The 12,642-nt window shown below is 73.0% G+C and carries 10 protein-coding genes and 1 pseudogene; 4 read left to right on the top strand and 7 right to left on the bottom strand.

Features of this window, described 5'->3' with window-relative positions; genetic code table 11:
- Positions 1-54: 54 nt before the first annotated feature.
- Positions 55-426 (bottom strand): GntR family transcriptional regulator, encoded by a 372-nt coding sequence (locus tag ACFYTE_RS10195; RefSeq protein ID WP_388707438.1) that lies wholly within the window; start codon positions 424-426, stop codon positions 55-57.
- A gap of 71 nt (positions 427-497) precedes the next feature.
- Between ACFYTE_RS10195 and ACFYTE_RS10200 the strand changes: the two genes are divergently transcribed.
- Both ACFYTE_RS10200 and ACFYTE_RS10205 read left to right on the top strand, forming a co-directional pair.
- Positions 498-1,427 (top strand): GNAT family N-acetyltransferase, encoded by a 930-nt coding sequence (locus tag ACFYTE_RS10200; RefSeq protein ID WP_388707441.1) that lies wholly within the window; start codon positions 498-500, stop codon positions 1,425-1,427.
- A complete protein-coding gene (locus ACFYTE_RS10205; protein WP_388707610.1) occupies positions 1,408-1,908 on the top strand; it encodes a DUF402 domain-containing protein in 501 nt (166 codons plus the stop codon). Before ACFYTE_RS10200 ends, ACFYTE_RS10205 begins: the two co-directional genes overlap by 20 nt.
- A gap of 17 nt (positions 1,909-1,925) precedes the next feature.
- On the opposite strand, the gene ACFYTE_RS10210 is transcribed toward ACFYTE_RS10205, so the two are convergent.
- On the bottom strand, positions 1,926-2,540 hold the full coding sequence (locus ACFYTE_RS10210; RefSeq protein WP_388707444.1) for a class I SAM-dependent methyltransferase: 615 nt from the start codon (positions 2,538-2,540) through the stop codon (positions 1,926-1,928).
- 138 nt (positions 2,541-2,678) lie between these two features.
- On the opposite strand from ACFYTE_RS10210, the gene ACFYTE_RS10215 reads away from it, so the two are divergent.
- The gene (locus ACFYTE_RS10215) at positions 2,679-2,813 is read left to right on the top strand and encodes a hypothetical protein (protein WP_388707447.1); all 135 of its coding nucleotides are present in this window, start codon (positions 2,679-2,681) and stop codon (positions 2,811-2,813) included.
- 286 nt (positions 2,814-3,099) lie between these two features.
- Positions 3,100-4,182 carry a lytic polysaccharide monooxygenase gene (locus tag ACFYTE_RS10220; protein WP_388707450.1) on the top strand — a complete coding sequence of 361 codons (1,083 nt, stop codon included), beginning with the start codon at positions 3,100-3,102 and terminating at the stop codon, positions 4,180-4,182.
- A gap of 486 nt (positions 4,183-4,668) precedes the next feature.
- Here ACFYTE_RS10220 and ACFYTE_RS10225 read toward each other — a convergent pair whose 3' ends face one another.
- The 5 genes and pseudogenes from ACFYTE_RS10225 to ACFYTE_RS10245 all read right to left on the bottom strand — a co-directional run bounded on the left by ACFYTE_RS10225 (position 4,669) and on the right by ACFYTE_RS10245 (position 12,626).
- Positions 4,669-5,679, bottom strand: coding sequence for a hypothetical protein (locus tag ACFYTE_RS10225; RefSeq protein WP_388707452.1), 1,011 nt, complete (start codon positions 5,677-5,679; stop codon positions 4,669-4,671).
- Positions 5,676-9,180: pseudogene (locus ACFYTE_RS10230) on the bottom strand (DNA polymerase III subunit alpha). The gene ACFYTE_RS10225 and the pseudogene ACFYTE_RS10230 overlap by 4 nt, the downstream one beginning before the upstream one ends.
- A 279-nt stretch (positions 9,181-9,459) precedes the next feature.
- The gene (locus ACFYTE_RS10235) at positions 9,460-10,539 is read right to left on the bottom strand and encodes a S1 family peptidase (protein ID WP_388707455.1); all 1,080 of its coding nucleotides are present in this window, start codon (positions 10,537-10,539) and stop codon (positions 9,460-9,462) included.
- A gap of 234 nt (positions 10,540-10,773) precedes the next feature.
- On the bottom strand, positions 10,774-11,577 hold the full coding sequence (locus ACFYTE_RS10240; protein ID WP_388707458.1) for a slipin family protein: 804 nt from the start codon (positions 11,575-11,577) through the stop codon (positions 10,774-10,776).
- Positions 11,578-11,720: 143 nt separating this feature from the next.
- Positions 11,721-12,626, bottom strand: coding sequence for a S1 family peptidase (locus tag ACFYTE_RS10245; protein WP_388707460.1), 906 nt, complete (start codon positions 12,624-12,626; stop codon positions 11,721-11,723).
- Positions 12,627-12,642: the final 16 nt, after the last annotated feature.

The following is a 12,642-nucleotide window of genomic DNA, read 5'->3' on the forward strand; positions in this document are numbered from 1 at the left end:
CACACCCCCGCGCGTCCCGTCGGCGCGCCCCCAGGCCGCCCACTGGGCTCCGCCTCACTCCGCCCCGTAGGCCGCACGCAGTGCGTCTCGTACCGCGGTCAGGGCCGCCGCCTCGTCCAGGCCGAGGCGGCGGGCCCGTTCCGCGTAGGTCTGCGCGGCGGTCGCGGCCTCACGTGCCGCGGCCGAGCCGGCGGCCGCCACGAACGTCCCGTTGCGGCCCCGCGTCTCGATCACCCCGTCCGTCTCCAGCGCCCGGTACGCCTTGGCCACGGTGTTCGCCGCAAGCCCCAGCGACTCGGCCAGCCCGCGCACGGTCGGCAGCCGGTAGCCCACCGGCAGCACCCCGGATCGCGCCTGCTCCGAGATCTGGGCCCGCACCTGCTCGTACGGAGGTGCGCTGTCGTCGATGCGGATCTTCAAGGTCACGCCGCGATTCTCCCGCACCCGCCGGAAAATGAGGGGCACCCGGGTCCCGGTCCCCCGTAGCGTGCGGCCCCATGACTGTGCTCGTGCGCGATCTGCGCCCCGACGCGCGTGCGGACCTGGACGGCTTCATCCGGGTCCGGCACCGTGCCCTCCCGTTCATGCTGTTCACCCCGGAATCCGTCGCCCACGAGATCGCCCACACCCACCCGGACGCCCATCTGCGCAGGCTCGTCGCGGAGGAGGACGGCGAGATCATCGGCACCGCCCAGGTGGGCATCGCCTACGACAGCCCGGAGCCGGGCCAGGGCTATGTCAACGTGTACGTCGACCCGGAGCGGACCCGGCGCGGCGCCGGCGGGCTGCTGGTGCGCACCGCCGAGGAGCACCTGGCGGCCCGGGGCGCGCGCCGTCTGCTGACCTGGGTGCCTGACGAGCCGGGCAACCTCGCCTTCGCCGAACGGCACGGCTACCGGGCGGGCCGCTCCGCGCACTTCCTGCGGCTGGATCTGGCGCATGCGACGCTGCCCCCGTCGCAGGACCCGCCGCCGGGCGTCGAACTGCGCACGGGCTCGGACTTCGCCGACGACCCGCGCCCGCTGTTCCGGCTGGACGCGGAGACGATGGCGGACGAGCCCAGCGACTTGGACACCGAGTTCACGGACTACGGGGCCTGGCTCGACGAGACCTGGCGGCACCCCCTGTTCAGCCCCGAGCTGACCTCGGTGGCGCTGGTCGACGGGCGCCCCGCCGCGTTCAGCGCGGCCCGCACGGACGGCGGGCACCGCTACGGCACCGTGATGACGGGCACCGCGCGCGCCTTCCGGGGCCGCGGTCTGGCAAAGCTCGCCAAGAACGACTCCCTGCACCGTGCCCGCGCCGCCGGGTTGACGGAGGCGTTCACCGGCAACGACACCGGGAACGGCCCGATGCTCGCGATCAACACATGGTTCGGTTACCAGGTCTGTGCCACGGAGGTGCGCCATATCCGCGAACTCGGCTGACCCCGGCCGCCCGTTGGAGGTCGTCCTGGTCAAGGGCGGTCGTACGAAGATCCGTTACCCGGCCGAGCTGCTGCGGGACGACGGCACCCGGATCGTGGTGCGCGCCCCCTTCGCGGGCGGCACGGTCCGCGACTTCGGCTTCGTGCGCTTCGCACCGGGCGACATCTTCACCGAGTACTACTGGCGGGACCGCTGGTACGCGGTGATGGAGGTCCGCGACCCGGCGGGCGTGCTCAAGGGCTGGTACTGCGACATCGCCCGGCCGGCCGTGCTGTCCGGCACACAGCTGGTCGTGGAGGACCTCGACCTGGACCTGTGGCGCTCCGCGGACGGCACGGACGTACGACGGCTGGACGAGGACGAGTTCGCGCTGAGCGGGCTGGCCCGCACGGACCCCGCGGCCGCGGCCGCCGCCCTGGCCGCGCTCGACGAGTTGGAGGCGCTGGCCCGTACGGAACGCTTCGAGGCGCTGCTGGCCTGACCCGCGGCCGGCCGGGATCACACCGTCGCCACCACCGCGTACCGCTCGTCCGTCACGGGGCCGCCCCACAGCGCGGGCTCGTGGGACAGCGGATCCACGCGCACGTGGGAGGCGATCGGTTCCAGGAGTGCGGTCAGCCGGGCGGCGGGTATGCCGACCGGGGAGAGCGTCCCCCACACGCCCTCGACCAGTACGAGCCGCCCGCCCGGCCGCAGCAGCCCGCTCCAGTGCCGCAGCACGCGGGCGGGTCCGGGCAGCGTCCACAGCACGTGCCGGACGAGGACGGCGTCGAAGCGCCGCTCCCCCACCGGGGGCGTGGCCGCATCGCCGACCAGGAACACCGCGTGACGCCCGGCCGTCTTGGCGCGGGCCAGGTCCACCATCGCCGGGGACAGGTCGACGCCGGTGACGCGGTGTCCCCGCTCGGCGGCGAGGAGCGCCAGGCTGCCGGTGCCGCAGCCGAGGTCGAGCACATCGGCGGGACGCCCGGGCAGCCATGTGCCGAGTCTGGCGGCCCAGGCCGCGCGCACCTCGGGGTCGCGCAGCCCATGGTCCGGCTCGTCGTCGAAGGTCGCGGCGGCGGCGTCCCAGTCGACGCCCGCCGCCGTCCCGCGATTGCTCTCGTCCGTCATGCCCCCAGGGTGACACCCGCCACTGACAGTCCGGGGGTGACAGCCGCCACTGACAGACCACCGCCGATGAGTCACCCTCGCCGCAAGGGCCCGCCACCGCGGAAGCGCGGATTCCGGCAGGCGCCGAAGGAGGCAGCCATGCGCCGCGCAACCGTGCAGAAGCCCCTGAAGAGGACGGACACCCGCCGGGTCCGCGAGGAAGCCGAGGAGCGCCCCGCGGGGCGCCAGGAGGTCCGCAAGGACATCGCCTGCACCTGGTGGCCGGACGGCTGACCGTCCGCGATCACGGGATCGCCGGTGACGAACAGCTTCCCTGGGGGACGTTCGCCGCGTGGTCCGGGCTGCGGCACCACTTCGATGCGCTCGTTGTAAGGGCGGTAGGCGGCGTCGGTCATGGCGCGCACGGCACCTACCTGAGTGCAGTCTGAGCACCCCCTTAAGCGGACCATAAGGATCTCCCCCGACCGCCTCCAGCAGGCGATTTCCCGGTTCCTTCGGGCTAGTTTCTGATCGCCCCCCGCGGGATCGACCCCACCCCGAAGACCGTAGGAGTTCCCCCATGCCCGTACGCCGCCAGCCGCCCGCACGCCGTACGGCCGCGGCCGTCGCCGTCCTCGGCGCGGCACCGCTCGCCCTGACCGTGCTCGCCGCCGCGCCGGCCGCCGCGCACGGCTCGATGGGCGACCCCGTCAGCCGGGTATCGCAGTGCTACGCGGAAGGACCGGAGAGCCCCGACTCGGCGGCCTGCCGGGCGGCGGTCGCGGCCGGCGGCACCCAGGCGCTCTACGACTGGAACGGCATCCGGATCGGCGACGCGGCCGGCCGGCACCAGGAGCTGATCCCGGACGGCAAGCTGTGCAGCGCGAACAACGACGAGTTCAAGGGGCTCGACCTGGCCCGCGCCGACTGGCCCGCGACGAGCGTGAGCGGCGGCTCGTACACCTTCAAGTACCGGGTGACCGCCCCGCACAAGGGCACGTTCGCCGTCTACCTCACCAAGCCCGGCTACGATCCGGCCAAGCCGCTCGCCTGGGCCGACCTGGACCTGGCGCACCCGGTTGCGACGGTCACCGACCCGGTGGCCTCGGGCGGCTTCTACACCTTCTCCGGCACGCTCCCCGAGCGCTCCGGCCGGCAACTGCTGTACGCGATCTGGCAGCGTTCGGACAGCCCGGAGGCGTTCTACTCCTGCTCCGACGTCACCTTCGGCGGCAGCGGCGGGGGCGCGAACGACGGCGGCAGCGGCGGGAGTACGGGTGACGGCGGCGGCGAGGGTACGGGCGATGGTGGCAGCGGCTCGGGTACGGCCGCCCGTGGCAGCGGCGGTGCCGGCACTCCCGCGCCGAGCGCGTCCGCACCGTCCGAGGAGCAGATCGCGGCCGGTGCCGACAAGTCGACGGTCGAGCACCACGGCCACGGCGACGACGACGCGAGCACATCGGCGGAGCCGGTGACGGCCGCGGCCGGCACCTCGGCCAACGAGCCGAAGGCCGCCGGTGCCTCGGCGAACCTGGCCGAGACCGGGGCGAACGGCGGCACGCCGTATCTGGCGGCCGGGGGCGCGGCGGTGCTGTCGCTGGGCTCCGCGGCGCTGTTCCTGTCGGTGCGGCGGCGCGCGGCGGGCGGCCGGCACGGCCGCTGAACGGATCTCCGGGGCCCGACCGGCGGCTCAGGCCGGTCGGACCCCGGGCCCCGCCGTGCCCTCTCGGGCGGGGCAGCGAAGCTACCTGCCGTGGGGCGTCATGCCGTCGGCCGGGTGCGGCAGCGTCGTGGTTGAACGCGTGTGCCCTCCCGGGCGGGTCGGCCACACGCCGTGGGACGTCATGCCGTCAGCCGGGTGCGGCAGCGTCGTGGTTGAGCGCGTGTGCCCTCCCGGCCGGGTCGGCCGCACGCCGTGGGACGTCATGCCGTCACCGGGGGCGCGGCAGCGTCGTCGCTGAGCGCGCAGTTCCTCGCGCCCCTTCGGGGGCCGGCCATGCGCCGTGGGACGTCATGCCGTCAGCCGGGTGCGGCAGCGTTGTGGTTGAGCGCGCAGTTCCCCGCGCCCCCTCGGGGGCCGGCCTGCGGCAGCGTTGTGGTTGAGCGCGCAGTTTCCCGCGGCCCCTTGGGGCGCAAGTCGGTTGCTTTGTCAGGAGGCCAGTGTGGCGGGGAGTACTGCTTGTGGGCCGAACTTTGCTCGTGCCCGGTCTGCCACCTCCTCGATTCGGCGGACCTTCTCGTCCACGGCGTCGAAGGTGAGCTGCCAGGAGGCCTGTTCGGCCGGGGTGAGGCCCTCCGCGCGCAGGACGAGCGCGCGGACCCGGGCGCGTTGCAGACCCAGCGCCTCGTACATGCCGTACGCGGTCCGCGTCAGGGCCGGCGAGTGCGCGGTCGGCTCCTTGAGGGTGCGGCTGCGGGTGGTCGCGATGGGGGTCCCCCCGTTCGAGCCGGTTCGAGAGCGGGGGAGGTCGGCGTAGCGCACGGTGAGGGTCAGGGTGCGGCAGACCTTCTCCAGGCCGCGCAGCCGTGCGCCCAGTTCACCGGCGGCCGAGAGCAGCGCACGGCGGTGCCGGTCGGGGTCCAGTTCGTCGAGGGGGAAGGGGCGTTCGGCCACGAGGGAGCGGGAGACCGCGTTCGGGACGACCCGGCCGCGGTCGATGCCGTTCGCCTTCTCGTGCAGTTCGCGGCCCGCCTTCGCGCCGACCAGCCGCTGGAGCGTGGACAGCGGTGCGGCGGCGACCCGGCCCAGGGTGTCGAGTCCGTACCCGCACAGGGCGCGTGCGGTGGCCGCGCCGACCCCGGGGAGCGCGCCGACGGGCCGGTCGGCAAGGAACTCCGTGGCGCTGTCCGGGCCTTCGGGGACCGCCCGGGTCACTCCGGGCCGGGCGTCCCGCAGTGCCATGCGGGCCAGCAGCGGGCCCGGCCCGGCGCCGATCGCGCAGTCGATGCCGTACCGCGCGAGGGCCCGGACCCGGATCACGGCCGCCAGGTCGACGGCGCTTCGGCCGAAGTACCGCTCGGCGCCCCGCAGATCGGCCAGCGCCCCGTCCGGCGGCAGTGCCTCGACGACCGGGGTGAACTCCTCCAACAGCCCGAGCAGCCCCGGCAGGGCCGCCTCGTACATTGGAGGCAGCTGGAAACGTACGCAGAGAATGGTCATCCCGCACTCCCCGGACTCTGGTGCCACAACTTCTTTCCCCCCGCCGGGTCCTCGCCCGCGGGACGCAGATCGGCCCAGGGGTGCATCTCGTACCCCGTGGCCATGCGGATGGTCCGGCCCGGCACCGAAGGGGCCGCCTCCTCCCGCGGCGCGGGCTCCGCCAGCCGCGCCGCCACCTGGTCGAGCCCGCCCTCGGCGCGCAGTTCGACGAGTTCGGCGAGGTTCCAGGCGGCGGCGCCCACCACGCTGAGGCTGCGCGGGCCGCGCCGCTGCACCACCCCGCGCACCAGCAGCAGCCAGGAGTGGAAGACGGTGTGCGCGCAGGCGTCGTGGGAGTCGTCGAAGAAGGCGAGGTCGACCAGGCCCGTGCCGTCGTCCAGGGTGGTGAAGATGACGCGTTTGCCGGAGCGGATCGGCGGGGTCTGGGTGGCCGCCTTGGCGCCCGCGACCAGCACGGTCTCGCCGTGCGGTGTCTCCCGCAGCCGGCGCGCCGAGACCACGCCCAGCTCCCTGAGGAACTCCCGGTGGTCGTCCATCAGATTGCGCGAGGCGTCCATGGACAGCACGCCCAGTTCGGCGCTGAGCCGCTCCGCCGGGGTGAGGTCGGGCAGCCCGACGGAGGCGGTCTTCCGGCCGCCGGCCAGGGGGAGTTGGCCACCTCCGCCGCTGCGGGCACCCCGGTGCAGCTCGGCCAGATGGAGTTGCAGGTCCCGGCGGTTGGCGCCGAACGCGTCCAGCGCGCCCACCTGGGCGAGCCGCCCGGCCAGCGGCCGGCTGGGCCGGGCCCGCTCCCAGAAGTCCAGCAGGGAGGCGTAGGGCTGTCCGTCCGCGATCCGCGCCGCCTCGGCCTCGCTGATGCCGTGCACGTCGCGGAGGGCGAGCCGCAGCCCCCAACGCCCGGGGGAACCGGGGGACTCGGCCGGTTCGGGCGCGGCCGGCCCTGATTCAGACACCAGTTCGATGTGATGGGTGACCGCGGACCGGTTCACGTCCAACGGCAGGATCGGCACCCCGCGCCGCCGCGCGTCCGCCAGCAGCAGCCGCTTCGGGTACATCCCGGGGTCGTGGGTGAGCAGCCCGGCGTAGAAGGCGGCCGGGTGATGCGCCTTCAGCCACGCCGACTGGTACGTCGGTACGGCGAACGCCACCGCGTGCGCCTTGCAGAAGCCGTACGAGCCGAACGCCTCGACGATCTCCCAGGTCCGCCGGATCGTTTCCGCGTCGTATCCGCGCTCCGCCGCGTGCTGGGCGAACCACACCCGGATACGGCCCTGCATCTCCGGCTCGGACAGCCCGCGCCGCACCTGGTCCGCCACGCCCCGCCCGCAGCCGGTCATGATGGCGACGATGTCGATGATCTGCTCGTGGAAGACGACGACCCCGTAGGTGTCGCGCAGCGGCTTCTCCAGGTCCGGATGCGGGTAGCGGACCGGCGCCCGCCCGTGCCGCGCCTCGATGAACGGCCGTACCATGTCGGCGGCGACCGGGCCGGGCCGGAACAGCGATATGTCGACGACCAGGTCATGGAAGGTGGCCGGCTGGAGCCGCCCCACCAGGTCCCGCTGGCCCGGCGACTCGATCTGGAAGCAGCCCAGCGTCTCGGTGGAGCGGATGAGTCGATAAGTCGCCGGATCGCCTTCCGCGACCGCGTCCAGATCGATCCGCTTCCCCGTCGCCCGCTCCACCTCGGCGACCGCGTGCGCCATCGCCGACTGCATCCGCACGCCCAGCACATCCAGCTTGAGCAGCCCGAGGTCCTCCACGTCGTCCTTGTCGAACTGCGCCATCGGGAACCCCTCGCCACTGGTCGGCACGACCGGCGTACGGGAGAGCAGGGAGGCGTCGGACAGCAGCACCCCGCACGGGTGCATGGCGACCCCGCGGGGCAGGGCGTCGAGCGACTCGACCAGGTCCCACAGCCGGTCGTACCGCTCGGCGTCCTGCCGGGACTCCCCGGCCAGCCGCCTCAGTTCGGGCAGTTCCGCCAGGGCCGCGCGGGCGTCGCGGGCACGGATGTGCGGAAAGGACTTGGCGATGCGGTCGATGTCGGCCGGGTCCATGGACAGGGCCGCGCCCACGTCCCGGATCGCATGGCGGACGCGGTACGTCTCCGGCATGGCGACGGTCGCCACCCGCTCGGTGCCGAACCGGTCGATGATCGCGCGGTAGACCTCCAGGCGGCGTGCGGACTCCACGTCGATGTCGATGTCGGGCAGCGCGACCCGCTCCTTCGACAGGAAGCGCTCCATCAGCAGCCCGTGCTCGATCGGGTCGGCGTGTGCGATGCCGAGCAGATGGTTGACGAGGGAGCCCGCACCGGAGCCGCGCGCGGCGACCCGGACGCCCATCTTCCGTATGTCGTCGACGACCTGGGCGACCGTCAGGAAATAGGAGGCGAAGCCGTGGTGGGCGATGATGTCCAACTCGTGGTGCATCCGCTCCCAGTAGGCGCGCCTGCCGGTGTAGCCGCGCAGCACCATCCCCGCCGCCGCCCGGGAGGCCAGGGCCCGCTGGGCGGTGCGGCGGCCGGCGCCGACGAGGTGCGGCTCGGGGAAGTGGACGCTGCCGATACCGAGGTCGTCCTCGGGGTCGACCCGGCAGTCGGCGGCCGTGGCCCGTGTCTGCTCCAGCAGGCGGTGGGCGGTGTCACGGCGGTAGCCCGCGGCCGCCACGATCCGCTCGGCGACGGCCAGCATGGCGTCCGCGTCCTTCAGCCAGGCCTCGCCGGAGTCCAGTTCCTTCGTCGGGTCGATCGGGACCAGCCGGCGGGCCGCGTCCAGGACGTCGGCGACCGGGCCCTGCCCGGGGTCGGCGTACCGGACGGCGTTGCTGAGCACCGGCGATCCGCTGTTCGGCGGCGAAGCCGACGGTGCGGGCGGCCAGCCGCAGGGAACCGGGTCCGGTGCCCGTGCGGCCGTGCCAGACGACCTCCAGGCGCAGGGCGTCGCCGTAGATCTCGCGCCAGGGGCCGAGCAGCCGGGCGGCGCGGTCCGGGCGGCCCGCGGCAAGGGCGCGGCCGACGTCGGAGGCGGGGCCGAGCAGGACGGTCAGGCCGTCGCCGTGGTTGCCCGACCAGGGCAGCAGCGGGGCGCCCGCGGTCCGGTGCCCGTTCTGCCCGGACGGGGCCGGGTGCGTCGGGGAGTGGGCGGCGGTGACCAGTCGGCACAGATCGGCCCAGCCGCGGGCGCCGTCCCGGGCGAGGAAGGTCGCCCGGGGTGTCGACTCGTCGATGAAGGCACCGCCGCGCACCGGGGTGCGGCGGTGCGCCCGCCGTACCACCTCCGGCTCGCCCACCGCCAGCTCGACGCCGAACAGCGGCCGGACGCCCGCCCCGGCGCAGGCCTTGGCGAAGCGGACCGCGCCGGCGAGGGTGTCGCGGTCGGTGAGGGCGAGGGCGTCCATGCCCCGCTCGGCGGCGCGCTCGGCCAGCCGCTCCGGGTGCGAGGCGCCGTAACGCAGGGAGAACCCGGAGACGGTGTGCAGATGCGGGAAACCCGGCACACGCACCTCCCGCACTCGTGAGCCCCGACCGGCTCTCGAACATCAGTTCCCTACTCTCTCACCCCACCATACCCTCATTCCCGAACATCTGTACGACACCCACTCGGACGCCCCTCACCTGCGCAAACGCCGCGATCGGCTCCGCCGGTTTCGCCGGTGTGGGTGCCGAGCGTCTTTCTGTGTGCCCCCGGGGCACCGCCTCCCCGGACGGCCGGGGGCGTACGCGAAAGTCCCGCCCCTCGCGCGCGGGGCGGGACTTCGTGGCGGATGTGGCGCGGCTCAGCCGATCGCGGCGCCGGTCGCCGAAAGCGCCTCCGTGACCGGCTGGAAGAAGGTCACCCCGCCGGAGGTGCAGTCGCCGCTGCCGCCGGAGGTGAGCCCGATGGCGCTGCTCCCGGAGAACAGCGAGCCGCCGCTGTCACCGGGCTCGGCGCACACATCGGTCTCGATGAGACCGCTGACCGTGCCCTCCTGGTAGTTCACGGTGGCGTTCAGGCCGGTCACGGTGCCGGAGTGCACCTGGGTGGTCGAGCCGCTGCGGGTCACACTCATGCCCACGGTGGCCTCGGCCGCGCCGGTGATCTGCTGGGCGGATCCGTCGTAGAGGTCGACCTCGCTCGGGTGATCGACGTCCGCGGTGTACTTCACCAGACCGTAGTCGTTGCCCGGGAAGCTGGACTGCTCGTTCTGGCCGATCACGGTGCCGGACGAGTCCGACCAGGTGGAGATGGCCTCGGTGCAGTGCCCGGCGGTCAGGAAGTACGGCTGCCCGTCCTTGACCACGTTGAAGCCGAGCGAGCAGCGCCCGCCCGAGCCGGTGATGGCGTCGCCGCCCGCGATGAAGGGCTTGAACTCCTCCTTGGACCGCTGGAGTTCGGCCGTGCCGCCGAGCCCGTCGACCACCTTGGCGAGCTTGGCCCAGGCGGCCTTCGAGACGGTACGGTCGGCGGTGACGACAACCTTGTTGCCGACCGGGTCGACCGCCCACGAGGTACCGGGCACGGTCGCGTCCCGCTTCAGCGTCGCGCGGGCGCCGTCGAGTTCGGCGAGCGAGTTGGCGACGAGTCTGGCCTTGGCGCCGGCCGCCTCGACGACCCGGACCGCGCTCTCATCGAGCACGTTGACCACGAGGTGCTTGGCCTGCGCGTCGTAGTAGCTGCCCGCGCTGTCGCCGCCGAGGTCGCGTACGAGCGTGGAGGCGATCTTTCCGGCCGCCGAGGCCGACAGGGTCTGGGGCGCGGCGGTCTTCACCAGCTCGCTGGCGTTCGCAGTCTGGAAGGTGACACCCGCTGCGACCAGTGCGGCGATTCCCGCGCCCGTCACGGCGGCCCGCCGCCTGGGTATGCGTCGGTGCTTCAACTCACGTCCTCCTGTGGGGGGACGGCCCGATGAGGTTGTGGGGACCTCACGGGCCGGAAGGCTGGTTGACGGGCGCCTACTATTCCGAGCCCAACAGGGAGTACACAAGGTCGACTTCAGGACGCGCATACGACGGCCGCACACGCCCCCGTAAATCTTGACCGTGTACCGTCATCGCAGGAGATTCGCACTGCAAACACCACGTGCGAGTAGCTGTTCGGCGGACAGTGACCGTCAGCCCTGGCCGGAACTCGATCCTCCGGGCGCCTGGGGCAGTTGCTGCTGCGCCTTCTCCAGGAACCGCAGCAGCTCCACCGGGAAGGGCAGCACCAGCGTGGAGTTCTTCTCGGCTGCCACCGCCACCACCGTCTGCAGCAGCCGCAGTTGCAGCGCGGCAGGGGTGTCGGCCATCTGCTGCGCCGCCTCCGCCAGCTTCTTCGACGCCTGCAGTTCGGCGTCCGCGTTGATGACCCGGGCCCGCCGCTCGCGGTCCGCCTCGGCCTGCCGGGCCATGGACCGCTTCATGGTCTCGGGCAGCGACACGTCCTTGATCTCCACCCGGTCGATGCTGACACCCCACTCCACGGCCGGGCTGTCGATCATCAACTCCAGGCCCTGGTTGAGCTTTTCCCGGTTGGAGAGCAGATCGTCCAGCTCACTCTTGCCGATGATGGACCGCAGGGAGGTCTGCGCCATCTGCGAGACCGCGAACCGGTAGTCCTCGACCCGGACGACCGCGTCGGCCGGCGAGGTCACCTGGAAATAGACGACGGCGTCCACCCGTACGGTCACATTGTCGCGGGTGATGCCCTCCTGGCCGGGCACGGGCATCGTGACGATCTGCATGTTCACCTTGCGCAGCCTGTCCACGAACGGGACGACCAGGGTGAGTCCCGGTCCGCGGACCTCCGGGCGGAGCCGGCCGAGCCGGAAGACCACACCGCGCTCGTACTGTTTGACGACCCGCGCCGCCCCCATCAGGTACACCGCTCCGGCGGCCACGAGGGCCGCCCCCGCCGCCGCCAACTCCTCGACCATGCCGGCCCCCAGGGGTCCGAAGTGGGGTGCCGGGAGAGCACCCCGCCCTTCGAAGGTAACCCCGGCAAACGGCCAAGGGGGAGCCCCCGCACGCCGGTTGCGTGCGGGGGCCGATGCCGCGAAGGCCGTCGCGCGGGCCGACGTCAGAAGACGTGGACCCCGTAGGCGCTCAGGGCCTCGGTGACCGGCTGGAAGAAGGTCGTGCCGCCGGAGGAGCAGTTGCCGCTGCCGCCGGAGGTCAGACCGTAGGCGATGCCGCTGTTGGAGTACAGCGGACCGCCGGAGTCGCCGGGCTCGGCGCAGACCGTGGTCTGGATGAGACCGCTGACGATGTCTCCGCCGCCGTAGTTGACCGTCGCGTTGAGCCCGGTGACCTGGCCGCTGTGGGTGCCGGTGGTGGAGCCGCGACGGTAGACGGTGGTGCCGACGGACGGCGTGGCCGCGCTGGTGATGTCCACGCTGCCGACGGTGCCCGACTTGGTGACCGAGCTGTTGGTGTAGCGCACGATGCCGTAGTCGTTGCCGGGGAACGACGAGCCGGACGTGGTGCCCAGCGTGGTGGTGTGCCCGGAGTTCGACCACCAGGTACCCGCACCGTCGGTGCAGTGACCGGCGGTCAGGAAGTAGTAGTTGCCGCTGTTGTCCTGGACGTTGAAGCCCAGCGAGCAGCGCCAGCTACTCGCGTAGATGGCATCGCCGCCGGAGATCAGCTTGTTGAACTCGCCCGGGGTGCGCTTGACGGTCAGGGCACCGGCGTTGGCTCCCGCCTGCTCCTTGATCTCGGCGATCTCGGCCTGGGAGACGGTGCTGTCGACGGTGACGACGACGCGGTTGGTCTTGCTGTCGACCGCCCAGGCCGTGCCGGCTATGTCGGCCTTGAGGACGGAGTCGCTCGCTTTGGTGAGCTGGTTGGTGCTGAAGGTCTGGACGTCGCTCGCGCTGGCCGTGGGGGCGGCGAACGCTGCGGCGGCCACGAAGCCGGAGGCCAGGGCGATCAGTCGGGTCCGTCTCGCGATGCCGCTGCGGGGAGTGGTGCGCTTGTTCCTCACGTTTCGTTCCCTCCCA

It is taken from the genome of Streptomyces sp. NPDC004629 (genome assembly GCF_042873595.1).
Lineage (GTDB): Bacteria > Actinomycetota > Actinomycetes > Streptomycetales > Streptomycetaceae > Streptomyces.